12 protein-coding genes are annotated in these 16422 nt (G+C 70.8%); 1 reads left to right on the top strand and 11 read right to left on the bottom strand.

What is annotated here, in order from left to right:
- Positions 1-10: 10 nt before the first annotated feature.
- Positions 11-1462, bottom strand: coding sequence for a delta-60 repeat domain-containing protein (locus HNQ52_RS10470; RefSeq protein ID WP_183961083.1), 1452 nt, complete (start codon positions 1460-1462; stop codon positions 11-13).
- A gap of 148 nt (positions 1463-1610) precedes the next feature.
- Here HNQ52_RS10470 and HNQ52_RS10465 point away from each other — a divergent pair, with 148 nt between their 5' ends.
- On the top strand, positions 1611-3380 hold the full coding sequence (locus HNQ52_RS10465) for a M14 family zinc carboxypeptidase (RefSeq protein WP_183961082.1): 1770 nt from the start codon (positions 1611-1613) through the stop codon (positions 3378-3380).
- Positions 3381-3392: 12 nt separating this feature from the next.
- Here the strand turns inward: HNQ52_RS10465 and HNQ52_RS10460 are convergent, their stop codons facing one another.
- From HNQ52_RS10460 to leuS, 10 genes are all read right to left on the bottom strand, one after another.
- Positions 3393-7271, bottom strand: a complete 3879-nt coding sequence (locus tag HNQ52_RS10460; RefSeq protein ID WP_183961081.1) for a YhdP family protein — start codon at positions 7269-7271, stop codon at positions 3393-3395.
- Between the two features lie 30 nt (positions 7272-7301).
- Complete coding sequence (gene rng / locus HNQ52_RS10455) at positions 7302-8783, bottom strand: ribonuclease G (RefSeq protein ID WP_183961080.1); 1482 nt, start codon at positions 8781-8783, stop codon at positions 7302-7304.
- A gap of 72 nt (positions 8784-8855) precedes the next feature.
- Positions 8856-9431: a Maf family protein gene (locus HNQ52_RS10450; protein ID WP_183961079.1), complete on the bottom strand. Its 576-nt coding sequence runs from the start codon at positions 9429-9431 to the stop codon at positions 8856-8858.
- A gap of 98 nt (positions 9432-9529) precedes the next feature.
- Entirely contained in the window at positions 9530-10000 is a 471-nt protein-coding gene (gene rlmH / locus HNQ52_RS10445) for a 23S rRNA (pseudouridine(1915)-N(3))-methyltransferase RlmH (RefSeq protein WP_183961078.1), read from the bottom strand.
- Positions 10001-10112: 112 nt separating this feature from the next.
- Positions 10113-10505, bottom strand: a complete 393-nt coding sequence (rsfS, locus tag HNQ52_RS10440) for a ribosome silencing factor (RefSeq protein ID WP_425486492.1) — start codon at positions 10503-10505, stop codon at positions 10113-10115.
- A gap of 134 nt (positions 10506-10639) precedes the next feature.
- A complete protein-coding gene (nadD, locus tag HNQ52_RS10435) occupies positions 10640-11278 on the bottom strand; it encodes a nicotinate-nucleotide adenylyltransferase (RefSeq protein WP_183961076.1) in 639 nt (212 codons plus the stop codon).
- A 4-nt stretch (positions 11279-11282) separates the two neighbouring features.
- On the bottom strand, positions 11283-12302 hold the full coding sequence (gene holA, locus HNQ52_RS10430) for a DNA polymerase III subunit delta (protein ID WP_183961075.1): 1020 nt from the start codon (positions 12300-12302) through the stop codon (positions 11283-11285).
- 16 nt (positions 12303-12318) lie between these two features.
- Positions 12319-12816 carry an LPS-assembly lipoprotein LptE gene (locus HNQ52_RS10425; protein ID WP_183961074.1) on the bottom strand — a complete coding sequence of 166 codons (498 nt, stop codon included), beginning with the start codon at positions 12814-12816 and terminating at the stop codon, positions 12319-12321.
- Between the two features lie 196 nt (positions 12817-13012).
- Positions 13013-13651: a glutathione S-transferase family protein gene (locus HNQ52_RS10420; protein WP_183961073.1), complete on the bottom strand. Its 639-nt coding sequence runs from the start codon at positions 13649-13651 to the stop codon at positions 13013-13015.
- A 53-nt stretch (positions 13652-13704) separates the two neighbouring features.
- The gene (gene leuS / locus HNQ52_RS10415) at positions 13705-16422 is read right to left on the bottom strand and encodes a leucine--tRNA ligase (protein WP_183961072.1); all 2718 of its coding nucleotides are present in this window, start codon (positions 16420-16422) and stop codon (positions 13705-13707) included.

Genomic DNA, 16422 nt, shown 5'->3' with positions numbered 1-16422 from the left:
GCGCCGGGCGTCACTCGAAGGTGTTGCGGAACAGGTCGTCGGTGTAGATGGTGCGCAGCTGCATGCCGTCCAGGTCGCCCGGGCCTTCGCTCGAACCGACCACCACGATGCGGCCCTGCCCGTCCACGGCCACGTCGGCCGCGCGCTCGCGCAGCACGACGAACGGCGAGCCGCCGGCCGAGATGTCGTAGCCGTACGTCGCCTTGCCGCCCGGCGCGAATGCCGTGTCCGGCTGGCCGGCGGGCGTGAAGCGCGCGATCGCCACGTCGTAGTTCACCTGGCCCTCGAACGGCGGCATTTCCGCGTGGCCGATCACGTAGGCGCGGCCTGCGGAGTCGACGTGCAGCGCGGCGGCGGTGTCGTCGCTGTCCGGGTTGCCGGAGAGGTCGAAGGACACGCCGGCCACGCCGCCGCTGCCGAAGCTCGCATCCGGCGTGCCGTCGGCGAGGAAACGCGCCGCCACGAAGGCGCGCACGCCGCTGAGGATCGCGACCGCGCCGACCATGATGCGGCCCGTGCGCGTGAGCCGCAGACCGCTGGCGATGAAGGCGTCGCCGATCTCGGTCGGCACGAGCGTGGCGCCGCCATCGCCGAACGCGGTGTCCGGCGCAGCGTCGGCACGGAACTGCGCGAGCGCGATCGTCGGCTGCTCCGAACCTGCGGCGATGCCGCCGGTGGCCAGCAGCAGCCGCCCGTCGTCGCGCCGGACCAGCGACGTCAGCAGGCCGTAGAACACCGTGTCCGGGTGCCCGGGCACGTGGCCGTAGAAGCGCCGCCCGGCGACGCCGAAGCCCGGATCGGGGGTGGCGTCGGGCCGGATCTTGTATAGCAGCACGCCGGCTCCGAAGCCGACCAGACCCTTGGCCGCGCCCGCCGGCTCGGGCTGCGTGGCACCCCCGGCGAGCACGACGCTGCCGTCCGGCAACAGCGCGACCCCGCAGCTGGTTGTCACACTGTCGAACGCGAACGGAAAGCCGCAGAACGCACCGATGTCCTCGCCGAAGCGCGCGCGACCGTCGATGCTGAAGGTGGTGTCGAATTCGCCGTTGGCGAGCAGGCGGATCACCACGATCGACACGGTGGCGGTGTCCGGGTCGACCACGCTGCCGACGATGACGATGCGGCCGTCGGGCAGCACGCCGATCCAGCTCGCGATGCTGTCGGTGTCGCCGCCGAAGCCGACGCGGCGCTGGCCGCCGTCGGCAAAACCCGCGTCCGGCGTGCCGTCGGGCAACGTCCGCGCGAACGCGATCTGCACGCTGTCGCCCACGCGCGCACCGCCCGCGAGAAGGATCTTGCCGTCCGGTTGCACCGCCACCGCCACGGCGCCTTCGACGTCGGCCCCGGCGATGTCGACGAAGGCCGGCGAACCCTCGGCCTCGTCGCCGGGCACGGCCGCGACCGCGATGAAGGGCAGGCACAGGGCTGCGGCAAGCAGCCAGCGCAACGGATTCGGATGCATCGCGGACTCCCGGCAGGACGTGTGGGCCACGCCGCCGTCCCCCGGCCGGACGCGGCAGCGCCGCATGCTGCCACAACGCTCCGCCGCATGCCGCCTTGGCGTATGTCGCGCGTTGCTACCATGGCGCTTTCCCGCTGCGCCCGCGCCCATGCCCACACTCCGCACCCTTGTCGCCGCCACGTGCGTGGCGCTGCTGCCGGCACTCTCGCCGGCCAACGATCTGGCCACGCTCGGCGAGCGCTCCGCGTACCGGCAGACCGGTCGTTACGACGAAACCGTCGCGCTGTGCGAGGCCTTCGCGCAGCGCCACCCGGACGCGGTGCGCTGCGAAACCTTCGGCACAACGCCGGAGGGCCGCCCGATGAAACTGCTGGTGGTCTCGCGCAGCGGCGCGCTGGACCCCGCCGCCGCGCGCGCGAAGCAGTTGCCCGTGGTGCAGTTCCAGGCCGGCATCCATGCCGGCGAAATCGACGGCAAGGATGCGGGCTTCCTCGCGCTGCGCGAGGTACTCGACGGCGACGCGGCGCGCGGCGCGCTCGACAAGGTCGTCGTGCTGTTCGTGCCGGTCTTCAACGTCGATGGCCACGAACGCTTCGGACGCTGGAACCGTCCCAACCAGAACGGCCCCGAGGCGATGGGCTGGCGCACGACGGCGCAGAACTTCAACCTCAACCGCGACTATGTGAAGGTCGATGCACCCGAAATGCAGGCGATGCTGGCGCTGGCGAACCGCTGGGAGCCGATCCTGACGGTGGATCTGCACGTCACCGACGGCGCGAAATTCGAACACGACATGTCGGTGCAGACCGAGCCGCTCTACGCCGGCGACGCGGGCCTGCGTACGGCCGGCAAGGCGCTCACCGCGGACCTGCTGCGCACGCTGACGGCGCAGGGGTCGCTGCCGCTCGCGTTTTATCCCTCGTTCGTGAAATCCGACGATCCCATGTCGGGCTTCGCCGACAGCGTCTCGGCCGCGCGTTTTTCCACCGGCTACTACTGGCTGCGCAACCGCTTCGGCATGCTGCTCGAAACGCATTCGTGGAAGCCGTACCCGGTGCGCGTGCGGATCACGCGCAACCTGATCGTCGACACGCTCGCACTGGCCGCGCGCGACGGCGCGTCCTGGTTGCGTGCCGCCGGCGCGGCCGATGCCGCGGCGAGTGAACTCGGCGGCACGCCGGTGGCGCTCGAATATGCCCCGGGCGATGCAGTGCGCACGATCGCGTTTCGCGGCTATGAATACACCCGCATGCCGTCGGAAATCTCGGGCACGCTGATGACGCGTTACGACGACAGCAAGCCGCAGGTGTGGAACGTGCCCATGCGCGACGACATGCGGCCCTCGCTCGCCATCGAAGCACCGCGCGGCGGATACGTGGTCCCGGCGGCGTTCGCAGACCTCGTGGCGCGCAAGCTCGATGCGCACGCAATCGCCTACCGCCGCCTCGATGTCGCAGGCCGCGCGGTGCCGCTGCAGACGTTCCGCGCCACGAAGACGACATTCGCCGCCGCGCCGCTCGAAAGCCACCAGACCCTGGTGCTGGAGGGCGAATGGCGCGAGGAGCGGCGCGATGTCGGCGCGGGCGCGCTGTTCGTTCCGATCGCGCAGCCGAAGTCGCGGCTGCTGATGACGCTGCTGGAGCCGCGCGCGCGCGATTCGCTCGCCGCCTGGGGATTCTTCAACCAGGCCTTCGAGCAGAAGGAGTACATGGAAGCCTACGTGGCCGAGGACGTGGCGCGCGTGCAGCTGGCGGCCGATCCCGCGCTGCGCGAGGAATTCGCGCGCAAGCTCGACGCCGATGCGGCCTTCGCCGCCGACCCGAACGCGCGCCTGGATTTCTTCTATCGCCGTCATTCGGCGTACGACGAGCGCCTGAACCTGTATCCGGTCATGCGCTCGGAGCGCGTGCTGGACTGAGTGCGGCGACGCTCAGCGCCGCCGGCTGCGCTCGGCCGGCGGAGCCTGAGCGGGTGGCTCCGCGTTTGGTGCATTGCCCGGCGGCGCGTCCGGCGCCTGGCGTGCCGGACCCGCAGGCTCGGCGCCGCGTTCGATGGTTTCGATGACCGGCTCCGCCCACGTGCCCTGCACCCGGTAGTACTTGCGCGTCATCTGCTTCAGCGGGCGCTGCAGCACCGCCTGCGCCACCGCGCCGATGGCCGCGCCGGCCGGGCCCGCGGCGAGTGCGCCGATGGCCGGCAGCATGCTGCTGGCCTTGGGCAGCACTTCCATCGTCTGGTCGTAGTCCTTGGCCTTGAGGCCGGTGCGTCCGCGCACCTGGATTTCGGCGGCGGGACCGTCGATGCGCAGGTCCTCGGTGTAGGCGTTGCCGCCGTCGAGCACGAAGCTGCCGGAGATCTGGTTGAACGCGAGGCCGGACTTGAAGAAATCGCTGAAGTCGAGCGCGAGGCGACGCGGGATTTCGGTCAGGCTCAGCAGCCCGAACAGGCGACCGGCGCCGGGTTCCACTTCGAGCACGCGACCCTTGCCGACCGTGGTGGACAGGCGGCCGTCGAGCCGCTCGAAGTCGAACGCCGAGGGCGCACCGGGCCACGTGGCTTGCAGTTCGGCCACGGTGTCGCCGCCGTCGATCAGTTCGGAGAAGCCGAGTGCGACCAGCATCGCGCCCAGATCGTGCGAGGAGAAATCGAGGCGGAAGTTCGAACGTTCGCGGCCGTCGATGCGTGTCCAGTCGCCGCGCGCGTGCAGTTCCATGTCCTGCGATTTGGTTTCCAGCCGTTCGACGTGCATGCCTTCGGGCGTCGGATAGGTTTCAAGGCGCGCCTGCCCCAGCCGCGCATCGCCGAACTTCAGGTCCGCGATCTGCAGATGCAGCGGCGGGATGGCTGCGGGATCGGTCGCCACCGGCGTCGCGCCGGCGCCGGGCGCGGCGCTGGGCCAGTGCAGACGTTCGAAGTCCGCGCTGATGCCGCGGGTCGGCAGGTCGCGCAACGGCACGGTGACGTTGCCCTGCAGGGTGGCGCCGGCAAGATCGAAGCGGATCGATTCGTCGCCGTCGCGTTCGAAGCGCAGGCGGGTTTCGGCAAAGGCGCGGTCGAGCACGTCGAGTTCGCCGGCGTGCAGGTCCGCCCGCAGGAGTCCGCCGCCGCCGGAGCCGCTGCCCGACAGCGCAACGCCAGCCCAGCCTGCGGCATCGAGCACCGGGACCTGGCCGACGGCGATCAGACCGGTGGTCGGGATCGGCACCTCGGGCGCATCGCCGAACGCCGCGACACCGGCAAACCCCGACGCATCCGACAGCCTGCCGCGCAGGCGCAGCAGTTGGCCCAGATGCAGATCGATGGCGCCGTCGGTGGTGGGCAGTCCGACATCGAGCACAAGGCGCAGGCGTTCTTCGGCAGGTTTGCGCAATGGCGCGGGAAGGTCGATCGCGGTGCCGACCAGATCGGAGGCAACGCGCAGGTTCTGCACCGCCGCGCGCGCGCCGTCGCCACGCGGCACGCTCAATTCCAGCACCCAGTTCGATTCGCCGCGCAGCCACGGGCGCAGCCAGTGCAGTGCCTCGCGCGGCGCGAGCAACGCATCGACGCCGAAGCGCCCGCGCAGGCTGGCCTGCGCGATCCACGCCTCGGACGAGGTGTAGTCGCCCACCGCCACGTTGAGCGTTGCCACGGCGCCGCCGAAACCGACATTGAGTTCCTCGGCGGAGAATCCCTTCTCGGAAAAGCGCACGCGGCCGCTGGCGCCATCGAATGCCAGATCCCACTTGCTGTCGCGCAGGTCCGCGCGCACGAGGTCCGCTTGGCCTTCGACGCGCGGCTCGCCCAGTTCCTTCTTCAGCGGCAGCACCAGGCCTACCTGCACGCGCGCCTCGCCGCCGATGCTCAGGCCGTCGAGATAGCTGCCGAATTTCTCCTGCAGCGGACTGCGGCGCAGCAGCGTGAGCAGGGTGCCGCCGGTGCCCTCGCCTTCCGCGTCGATGGCGAGGATGGGGTCGCGCAGGTTCTCGATGCCGCCGCGCGCGAACGCGATGCTGTTGCCGGTCAGTGTGCCGCGTACATCGAACGTGAGGCCGGCGTTGACGAACGTGGCGCTTCCGTTGACGTTTTCGCCCACCGGCCAATCGTTGCGGAAGCGCAGGCGGGTGTCGGCCACGTCGGCGTGTGCCTCGAAGCGACCTTCGCCGGCGGCAAACGGCCAGTCGTCGGCGTCGCCGCGGAACAGCGCGCTGCCGTGCGTGACGCGGCCCTGCTCGAAGGCTTCGTCGAGCCATTCCACCGCCTTCGGCGGCATCTTGTTGATGACCCAGAAACGTTTCGCCGCGGTGATCGGCGCGGCGCCGACATCGGCGCGCAGATCCAGCAGCGGGCGCGATCCGTCGTCCTGCAGCTCGATGCCGCCCGCCAGCGCGATCTGGTAGTCCGGTTCCATCAGATGCAGCGCAGGCGTCTCGATGCGCCACGCGTCGGCCGTGCGGAAGGCGAGGATCTCGCCATCGACCTGCGGCACGAACGGGCCGCGCAACACGCCCGGCACCTCCACCCGCCAGGCGCCGGGCGTCAGTTGCAGGCGCAGCGCCTGCGCATCGCCGTCGATGCGGCCGGTCACGCCCTGCAGCACCGGCATCGATCCGGCCGGCTGCCAGCCGAGCCCCGTCACGGTCGCCCGCACGTCGAACTGCGCGCGATCGCGCCAGTGCAGGTCCAGGCCATCGATGCGGCCGCGCGGAGAAGCCTCGAACAGCCAGCGGCGCAAGCCCGGCGCGCCCCGCTCGCTCAGCATGAACAGCGACAGCAGCGGCGACACTTCCAGCGCGTCGGCGCGCACGCGCCAGCCGTCGGCGGCGCTCGATCGCACCGCCAGCGCGCCGACCGTCATCGCGGTGTCGCCGCTGTCGAACACCAGATCGGCGGCGTCCGCGCGCCAGCCGTCGGCGTCGCGCTGCCAGCGCAGCGCACCCCGCACGCTCTCGATGCCGTAGCGCGGCTCGAAGCTGCGATCGGCGATCTGCACCGGCGCGGCGCCACGCAGCACCAGCGGAGCGAGCGCGAGTTCGGCACGCGCCGACTGCAGGGCGCCGTCGCCCACGTCGGCCCACACCTGCACGGTGCCGCTCGCCTGCAGTACGTCGATTCCGGCGATGGCGCCGTCGCCGAGCAGCGGCAGCCAGTCGCGTGCGCGGCCCTCCAGGTAGAGGCGGCCGCTGCGCAGATCGTGCGTGACGTCGGCGACGGCGTGCAGCGTGCCGTCGTCGCCGCGGCCCGCGGCACGCACGCCGAGCCGGAAGCGGCCGCCGATCGCGCGCAGGCGTGCGTCGATGCGCGGCAGGTCCCAGCTGCGGCCCGACTCCGCATCGCTCAGACGCAGGCGCGCCTGCTCCACGCGCAGCTCGCCGACGTTTTCCAGCCGCTTGAGCGGCGATGCCTGCTGCGGCGCGGCGCTCAGTCCGTCGAGCTTCCACCTGCCGTCGGCATCGCGTGCCAGGCGCAGATCCAGGCCACGCAGGCGCAGCTCGGTCAGCGGCACGTTCGGCAGGACGCCGGCATAGATGCGGATCAGCAGATCGGCGTGGGCCACCTCGAACGCGTCGTCGCCGCTGCCCAGGCGCAGTCCGTCGACCGTCAGCAGCGGCCCGGAGCGGCTCCAGCGCGCCGTCACCGCATCGAGCGTCACCGGCTGCCCGATGCGTTCGGACAGCCAGGCCGCGACGCGCTCGGGATGGCGCGCGATCAACGGCAGGAACTGGTTGGCGAGTGCCACCGCCACGGCCGCGAGGATCAGCAGCGTCGCGGTCCCGTACGCCAGCACGCGGCGCGTGCGGCGGGCGCGCCGCCGCCAGGGCGTGGTCATGCGCGACCGGCGTCGCGGCGGCGCGCGGACTCAGAGCAGCACGACGTCATACTGCTCCTGCGCATACTGTTCGTCCGGCTGGAAGCGGATCGTCTTGCCGATGAACTCCTCGAGCTCGGCCACCGCCGCGGATTCCTCCTCGAGGATCTTCGCCACCACCTTCGGCGAGGCCAGCACGAGCAGTTTCTCGGCATCGAACTGCCGCACCGCGCGGGTGATCTCGCGGAAGATCTCGTAGCACACCGTTTCGCTGGTTTTCACGCTGCCGCGCCCGCCGCAGGTGCCGCACGGTTCGCAGAGCTGGCGCTCGAGGCTCTCGGTGGTGCGCTTGCGCGTCATCTCGACCAGACCCAGCGGCGAGAATTCGTACACGGTGGACTTGGAGTGATCGCGCGTGAGCGATTTCTCCAGCTGGCGCAGCACCTGGCGGCGGTGCTCGGCGTCGGTCATGTCGATGAAATCGATGATGATGATGCCGCCGAGGTTGCGCAGCCGCAGCTGCCGCGCGGCAGCCTGCGCGGCTTCGAGGTTGGTGCGGTAGACGGTGTCCTCCAGGTTGCGGTGCCCGAGGAACGCGCCGGTGTTGACATCGATGGTGGTCATCGCCTCGGTCTGATCGACGACGAGGTAGCCGCCGGACTTCAGCGGCACCTCCTTCTGCATGGCTTTCTGGATCTCGTCCTCGACGCCGTAGAGATCGAAGATCGGGCGTTCGCCCGGGTAATGTTCGATGCGCTCGGCCAAATCGGGCATGAACTGGTGCGCGAACTGCTGGATGCGTTCGAGCGTCTCGCGCGAATCCACGCGCACCTTCTCGACCTCGTCGCGCATCAGGTCGCGCAGCGCGCGCAGCGGCAGCGACAGATCCTCGTACACGCACTGGCCGACGCGGGAGGTGCCGATCGCGGCCTGGATCGCGCTCCACGCCTTGCCCAGGTACGCCACGTCCTCGGCCAGCGCCTCGCCCGGCTGGCCTTCGGCGTTGGTGCGCACGATGTAGCCGAACGGCGCTTCGCGGATGAGCTCGCCGAGCATGGACTTGAGGCGGGCGCGCTCGGCTTCGTCCTCGATGCGCGCCGACACGCCCAGCACGCGGCCGTACGGCAGCAGCACGAGGTAACGCGACGGGATGCTCAGCTGCGTGGTCAGGCGCGCACCCTTGCTGCCGATCGGGTCCTTCACCACCTGCACGACGACGTCCTGGCCTTCGCGCACGAGCTCGGCGATCGGCGGCGTGGGCTGCGGCGGGAGCGGCGGTTCGTCGCCGGCGAGGTCCAGCGGCGCGGCGCGCAGCACGTCGGACGCGTGCAGGAACGCCGCACGCTCCAGGCCCACGTCGACGAAGGCCGCCTGCATGCCGGGCATCACGCGGATGACGCGGCCCTTGTAGATGTTGCCGACGTAGCCGCGCCTGGAGGTGCGTTCGATGTGCACTTCCTGCAGCATGCCGTTTTCGACCACCGCGACGCGGGTCTCGCGCGGGGTGACGTTGATCAGGATTTCTTCGGACATGGCGGCCGGGCGTGGTGCGTCGGAAAGGGGGAATCGGCGTGCGGCCGGACCGTGCGGGTGCGGAGGCGGGGGTCAGGCACGCGGCGTCAGGCCGAAGTCGCGCAGCAGCGCCGCGGTTTCGAACATGGGCAGGCCCATGACACCGGAGTGGCTGCCGGAGAGGTGCTCGATCAGCGCCGCGCCGCGGCCCTGGATGGCGTACGCGCCGGCCTTGCCGAACGCTTCGCCGCTGGCGACATAGGCCGCGATGGTGGCATCGTCGAGCGCGGCCATGCGCACGTGCGACACCGACACGGCCTGGCGTTCGCGTCCGGCGCCGACCAGCCAGACGCTGGAGATGACCCGGTGCGTCTTGCCCGAGAGCTGGCGCAGCATGCGGTGGGCGTCGGCGGCATCGACGGGCTTGCCGAAGACGGTGTCGTCGAGGACCACCTCGGTGTCCGCCCCCAGCACCACGGCACCGGCCACGCCGCCGAGCTGCAGCAGGCCGGCGCCGGCCTTTTCGCGTGCGACGCGGCTGACGTAGTCCTGCGGCGGTTCGCCGGGGGCGCGGTGTTCGGGGATGTCGAGGTCGAGGGTGCCGAAGTCGTAGCCGAGCAGGTCGAGCAACTGGCGGCGGCGGGGCGATTGCGAGGCGAGATACAGCATCGCGTGAGCTTAACAAGTCGGGCTGTGCGGCGTGTTGCGGAAACGTTGGGACGCACGCTCGCGACGGCCGATGTGGGCGGCATCCGGCCGCCGCCCGGTCACGCCCGATGGTAGGGATGGTTGGCCAGCATCGATGCGGCGCGGTAGAGCTGCTCGGCCACCACCAGGCGCACCAGCATGTGCGGCAGGGTCAGCGGTCCGAGCGACCAGGATTCGCTCGCGGCAGCCGACACCGCCTCGGCATGGCCCTCGGGCCCGCCGACGAGCAGTGCCAGATCGCGCCCGAGGCCGCGCCAGTGCTCCAGCCGCTGCGCCAGCTGCTCCGACGAATGCGGTCTGCCGCGGCCGTCGAGTGTCACGATGTGCGCCTGTTTCGGCACCGCGGCGAGCACGCGTGCGCCCTCGTCCGAGGTGGCACGGGCGGCGTCGCGGCCCTTGCCGCGCAGGCCGGGCGCGATCTCGATCAGTTCGAGCGGAAGCCAGTGCGAGAGGCGCTTGCGGTACTCGGCAAACCCCTCGGCCACCCACGCCGGTGCGCCCTCGCCCACCGCGACGAGCTTCGCCTTCATCCCGGCTGCGCCGCATGCCGCGGCCCGTGCGGCGCACCGCAGGTCGCTACGGCGGCGTGCGGACGTCGCAGCGCCGCCTGCCGCCGGTGGCGCGCGGACAGCGCCACGCCGATCAATGCGTGGAAACGAACTCGTCGTCCGACGGCGGCGCGTCGTCGCCGACCGTCCACAGCCGCTCGAGCAGGTAGGTTTCGCGCACGCGCGGGAGCATCACATGGACGATCACGTCGCCCAGGTCCACGAGCACCCATTCCGCCTCGCGCTCGCCTTCGACGCCGATCGGCGGGTTGCCGATGCGCTTGGCGTAACGGATCACCTCGTCGGCGATCGATTTCACGTGGCGGGAGGAGGTGCCCGAGGCGATCACCATGAAGTCGGTGATGCCGGTCTTGCCGCGGACGTCGATTTCGCGGACGTCGCGCGCCTTCAGTTCCTCGAGGGCGGCAAGGACCTGCTGGCGCAGGTCGGGGGCGGGAGCGGGGGCGTTGCGGGGCACTGCGGCCAGGCGCGGAGTCAAATTGGGGCGACCTCTCGGGTGTCGGCACAGCGCGGCGCGCCATCGCCGTGGTCAGTATAGGGCCAGAATTTCCCACCCGATGCAAGCCTGCGCGCCGTCCGTGCGGCCGGCGCCACCGCAGGTCAGCGGTACAGTCCGTGCTGCGCGATGTAGGCGGCCACGGCCGGCGGAACCGCCGTGGCGATCGACGCCCCGGCCGCCACCGCGGCCCGCACGGCGCTGGAGGATTCGGGCTGCAGCGGCAACCACAGGCGCAGCAACCCGCCGCCCGGCGCCGCGCGCAGCGCCGCCGCGCTGCCGAGCCAGCGGCCGCGCACCGCGTCGCCGAGCTCCCCGCCCGCGCAGGCGGCGTCGAGATCGACGCCGGGCCGTTCGGCCACGACGAAATGCGCGAGCCCGAACAGTTCGCGCCAGCGGTGCCAGCGCGGCAGCCCGAGCAGCGCATCGGCACCGACGATCAGCGCCAGCGGCGCCTCGTCGCCGAGTTCGCCGCGCAGTTCGCGCAGGGTGTCGAACGAGTAGCTCGCACCTGCGCGATCGATCTCGCGCGTATCGACCGTCAGCTCCTGGCTGCCCGCGACCGCCAGGCGCAGCATCGCGACCCGGTGCGGCCCGCTGGCATGCGCCGGCGCGCGATGGCGCGGATCGCCGGTCGGCAGCAGGCGCACGTCGGCCTCGAGCGCCGCCGCCGCGGCACGCGCCACCGCGAGGTGTCCGTTGTGCACCGGATCGAAGGCGCCGCCGTAGAGTGCGGTGAGCACGGCCTCAGCCGGGCAAGGCGCGCGGCGCACCGATGCCGACGATCAGCCGCTCCAGCTCCAGCCAGGCGTCGCCCCCGGCGCGCCCCTTGGCGATGCGGTCGATGCGCGCGCAGTCGGCCAGCAGCCGTTCGAAATGGCGCGCGTTGCCGCGCCCCAGCGCGCGCCGGAACAGGCCCTGCTTCGAATCCCACATCCGTGCCTGCTGCATCGCCTGGCCGAGGTTGCCGCCGCGCTCGGCCACGGCCGAGAACTGCGCCAGCAGCTGCACCTGCGAGGCGATCCACGACAGCATCGGCGGCACCTGCTCGCCCTCGCCGCGCAGGCCCGCGAGCATGCGCAGCGCATGCGTGGTGTCGCCGGCGAGCGCGGTGTCGGTGAGGCGGAACACGTCGTAGCGTGCACTGTCGGCAACGAGCCCGAGCATGGTTTCGGCATCGAGCCTGCCCGGCGGCTTCAGCAGGGCCAGCTTGTCGACCTCCTGCGCCGCCGCCAGCAGGTTGCCCTCGACCCGTTCGACCAGCGCCGCGACGGCGTCGGGGCCGGCATCGACGCCGCGCTGCCGCAGGCGCCGGCCGATCCAGCCCGGCAGTTCGTTCGGCTTCAGCGGCCACAGCGGGACGAACCAGCCGGCCTGCTCGACCGACTTCACCCATGCGGTCTCGTGCGCGCGGCTCCACTGCGCGGCGCTCACCAGCAGGCACAGGTCCGGTACGGGGTTGGCGCAGAACCCGGCGACGATGTCGCCCCCTTCCTTGCCCGGCTTGCCGGTGGGCAGGCGCAGTTCGATCAGGCGGCGCGCGGAAAACAGCGACAGGCTGGCGAAGCTCGTGCGCAGCGCGTCCCAGTCGAAGCCGGTCTCCACGTCGTGCACCTCGCGCTCGGCAAAACCGAGCGTTCGCGCGCGGGCCCGGACCGCGTCGGCGGCTTCGAGCAGCAGCAGCGGCTCCGCGCCGGCCAGCAGGATCGCCGGCGGCAACGTGTCGCCGCCAAGGCGCTGTTCGAACTGCGGCAGGCTCAGCGGCACGGCACGCGGCGCAGGCTCAGCGCAGCACCGCGTCGACGCGGCGCAGGATCGCCTGCACGATCTCGCGCTCGAGCTCGGCCCGCATCACCTCTTCCTCGCCGGGCGTGCCCTGGGCCTGGATCGTGTCGAAGCTGTAGTCGCGTTCCAGCTGCACGTCCTGCCGCGGCACGACCACCAGCCCCGACGCGTCGACCAGCTCGAACGTCACCACGTAGCGCAGCACGTACTCCTGCACGCGGCCGGTGTCGCCGACCGACAGCGGCAGGCGCTGCAGGCTGTTGCGGAACACGCGCAACACCGCCACGCCATCGGTGCCCTCCGCCACCGTGGCGCCCGAGCGACGCAGGGCGACCTCCAGATTGCGCTGGAGCGGGCTGTACGGATCGGCGACGCTGACCTTGATCGCGGACAGCGACGACGGCAGGGCGATTTCCTGCCGCAGCTTGAAGCCGCAGGCGGACAGCAGCAGGCAACCGGCAATCAGCAGGCAACGCAGGACGGGGCTCGGATTCATCGATGCGCGGACACGGGCGGAAAGCGCACAGTATGAAGCACGACGACGCCCGACGTCCGCCCCGCGGTCCGCAGACCCGGCGGTCCTTCGATGGCGGCCGCGAAATCGAGGTGGTCCTGTCGACGGTCCGTGCACCGATCGATATCGGCGCGAGTCGCCGACCAGCGGCACCCGGCCTGCGCCGCCCGGCTGCGCTTCAGCGCTCCGCGCCGAGGTCGACGAAGACCTGCGCCGGCGAACGGAAGCCGTCCAGCGCTTCGATCCGCCCGATCCACGCCTTCACATTGGGCCAGCGCGCCAGATCCGGGGCGTGCCCCGGCCAGAGCAGGTACGCCACGCAGGCCACGTCGGCGATCGTCACGGCATCGCCGACGAGGAAACCGCCGCGTTCGAGCACGCGCTCCAGATGGTCCAGGTCCGCCTCGCTGCGGGTCTCGTACCAGGCCTGCACCTGCGGCACGTAGCCGCCGCGCGTGCGTGCCGCGCCGGCGTGCGCGAGGTTCAACCCGATCCGGTTGGCTTCCCACGCCAGCCACTCGCGCACGCGGATGCGTTGGCTCTCGTCGCCTTCGTGCAGTCGGCTCTCGCGCCGGGCGAGGTACTCGAGGATCACGTTCGACTGCGCGATCGCAAGCCCGTCGACGAGCAGCACCGGCACCTCGCCGAAACGCGCCACGGCGCGGAAATCGGCGCGGCGCTCGGTGCGCGGCACGGTGAGGTCGACGATGCGCAGCTCGTAGTCCAGCCGCATCAGGCCCATCGCGAGCGCGGGCTTGTAGGAGAAGCCCGAGAGCGGACTGGCGTAGAGGATCGGGGTGTCGCTGGTGGTGCTCATTCGGTCCGCCTTCCGGTGTGGATTGTTTCCCGCCGCGCGAGAAGGACGATCCGCTACGACGCGACGATGTTGACGATCTTGCCCGGCACCACGATGACCTTGTTCACGGTCATGCCGTCGAGGAACCGTGCGACGCCCGGTTCCGCGAGCGCGAGGGCCTGCGCCTCGTCCTTCGACACGGTCGGCGCCACCTCGATCGTGCCGCGCAGCTTGCCGTTCACCTGCACGGCCAGCGTCACCGCATCGCGCACGAGCGCGGCGGGATCGGGCGTCGGGAACGGCAGATCGTCGATCAGCGTTTCGCCGTGGCCCAGCGCCTGCCACAGCGCGTGGCTCACGTGCGGTGTGATCGGGTTCAGCAGCAGCACCACCGCGACGAGCGCCTCCTGGCGCAGGGCGCGGCCGTTGGGCGTGGCGTCGTCGAACTTCGCCAGATGGTTCAGCAGTTCCATCACCGCCGCGATCGCGGTGTTGAAGCTGTGGCGGCGGCCGTAGTCGTCGCCGACCTTCTGGATGGTTTCGTGCAGCTGGCGGCGCAGGGTCTTCTGCGACGGCGTCAGCGACGACACATCGAGCGCGGGCGCCGCGCCGTCGGCCACGTGCCTGTGCACCTGCGCCCAGACCCGGCGCAGGAACCGCGCCATGCCTTCGACGCCGGCCTCGTTCCACTCCAGCGACTGTTCCGGCGGCGCCGCGAACATCGAGAACAGGCGCACGGTATCGGCACCGAACTTCTCGACCATCACGCGTGGGTCGACGCCGTTGTTCTTCGACTTCGACATTTTCTCCGTGGCGCCGATGTGCACCGGCGCGTCGTCCGCGATCAGGCGCGCACCGATCACGCGCGCGCGCTCGTCGCGTTCGATCGCGACGTCCGCGGGGTTGATCCAGTCCTTCGAACCATCGGCGTTGTCGCGGTAGAAGGTCTCGGCGATGACCATGCCCTGGCACAGCAGGTTCGTCGCCGGCTCGTCCGTGTGCACCAGCCCCGCGTCGCGCAGCAGCTTGTGGTAGAAGCGGAAATACAGCAGATGCAGGATCGCGTGCTCGATGCCGCCGATGTACTGGTCGACCGGCAGCCAGTAGTTCGCACGTGCATCGACCATGTCCGACGCACCGGGCGAGGTGTAGCGCGCGTAGTACCAGCTCGACTCCATGAAGGTGTCGAAGGTGTCGGTCTCGCGCTCGGCCGGGCCGCCGCACTTCGGGCACGTGGTCTTGCGCCACTCCGGATCGGCCTTGATCGGCGACACCACGCCCGAAAACGCAACGTCCTCCGGCAGGCGCACCGGCAGCTGCTCCGCCGGCACCGCGACATCGCCGCAGGCGGTGCAGAACACCATCGGGATCGGGCAGCCCCAGTAGCGCTGGCGGCTCACGCCCCAGTCGCGCAGGCGGAAGTTGACGCGACGCTGGCCGGCGTTCTGCGCTTCCAGTTGCGTCGCGATCGCGTCGAACGCGGCGCGGAAATCCAGGCCGTCGAACGCGCCGGAATTGACCAGGATGCCGTGCTCGGTGTAAGCGCCCTCCTCCATCACGCGGCGCTCGAATTCCTCCACCTCGCGCACCGCCTCGCCCGTGTCGTACACGTCGAGCGCGTCGCGTTCGCCGAGCGCGGCCTGCATCGGGTCGGCATGGGTGCGCACATCGTGGCGCACCTCGCGCAGGCCCTCGGCGGCATCCGCGCTCAGGATCACCATGCGGATCGGCAGCTCGTACTTCTGCGCGAATTCCCAGTCGCGCTGGTCGTGACCGGGCACGGCCATGACGGCGCCGGTGCCGTAGCCCATCAGCACGAAGTTCGCGGCCCAGATCGGCACGCGCTCGCCGGTGATCGGGTGGATCGCGTAGCGCCCGGTGAAGACGCCGCGTTTTTCCTGCGTTTCGAGGTCGGCCTCGGCGGTGCCGCCGCGGCGGCACTCGGCGATGAAGTCGCGCAACGCGTCATAGCCCTCGCTCGCGGCGAGCGCGATCGGATGCTCGGCGGCGACGGACAGGAAGGTCACGCCCATCAGCGTGTCCGGGCGCGTGGTGAACACGTGCACGCTGTCGTCGGAGTCCTCCAGCCGGAACGCGATCTCGAGCCCTTCCGAGCGTCCGATCCAGTTGCGCTGCATCGTCTTGACCGCATCCGGCCAGCCCGGCAGGTTGTCCAGTTCGTCAAGCAATTCCTGCGCATACGCGGTGATCCTGAGGAACCACTGCGGGATTTCGCGTTTTTCGACCAGCGCACCGGAACGCCAGCCGCGGCCGTCGATGACCTGCTCGTTGGCCAGCACGGTCTGGTCGACCGGATCCCAGTTGACGATGGAATTCCGGCGGTAGACGAGGCCCTTCTCGAACAGGCGCACGAACATGCGCTGCTCGTGCTCGTAGTACTCGGGCTTGCAGGTGGCGAACTCGCGCGACCAGTCGAGCGCGTAGCCGAGCGTGGCGAACTGCGCGCGCATCTGCTCGATGTTGGCGTAGGTCCACCTGGCCGGCGCGGTGTTGTTCTTGATCGCGGCGTTTTCCGCCGGCAGGCCGAACGCGTCCCAGCCCATTGGCTGCAGCACGTTGTGGCCGGTCATGCGCTTGTAGCGGCTGATCACGTCGCCGATGGTGTAGTTGCGCACGTGACCCATGTGCAGCGCCCCGGACGGGTACGGCAGCATCGACAGGCAGAAGAATTTCGGTTTCGACGGATCTTCCGTCACCTCGAAGGCGCGCGTGGTCTGCCAGTAGTGCTGCGCTGCGGTTTCGACCGCGTTCGGATCGTAGGTGTCTTGCAT

The sequence above is a fragment of the Chiayiivirga flava genome (assembly GCF_014202825.1).
Taxonomy (GTDB): domain Bacteria; phylum Pseudomonadota; class Gammaproteobacteria; order Xanthomonadales; family Xanthomonadaceae; genus Chiayiivirga; species Chiayiivirga flava.
This window is presented reverse-complemented; position numbering and strand designations above follow the sequence as displayed.

Coding starts and splice junctions, on each gene's coding strand:
- rlmH (WP_183961078.1), bottom strand. CDS start 10,000: ATGAAGGCGAAGCTCGTCGCGGTGGGCGAGGGCGCACCGGCGTGGGTG.
- HNQ52_RS10465 (WP_183961082.1), top strand. CDS start 1,611: ATGCCCACACTCCGCACCCTTGTCGCCGCCACGTGCGTGGCGCTGCTG.
- HNQ52_RS10460 (WP_183961081.1), bottom strand. CDS start 7,271: ATGACCACGCCCTGGCGGCGGCGCGCCCGCCGCACGCGCCGCGTGCTG.
- HNQ52_RS10470 (WP_183961083.1), bottom strand. CDS start 1,462: ATGCATCCGAATCCGTTGCGCTGGCTGCTTGCCGCAGCCCTGTGCCTG.
- HNQ52_RS10420 (WP_183961073.1), bottom strand. CDS start 13,651: ATGAGCACCACCAGCGACACCCCGATCCTCTACGCCAGTCCGCTCTCG.
- HNQ52_RS10425 (WP_183961074.1), bottom strand. CDS start 12,816: ATGAATCCGAGCCCCGTCCTGCGTTGCCTGCTGATTGCCGGTTGCCTG.
- HNQ52_RS10450 (WP_183961079.1), bottom strand. CDS start 9,431: ATGCTGTATCTCGCCTCGCAATCGCCCCGCCGCCGCCAGTTGCTCGAC.
- rng (WP_183961080.1), bottom strand. CDS start 8,783: ATGTCCGAAGAAATCCTGATCAACGTCACCCCGCGCGAGACCCGCGTC.
- leuS (WP_183961072.1), bottom strand. CDS start 16,422: ATGCAAGACACCTACGATCCGAACGCGGTCGAAACCGCAGCGCAGCAC.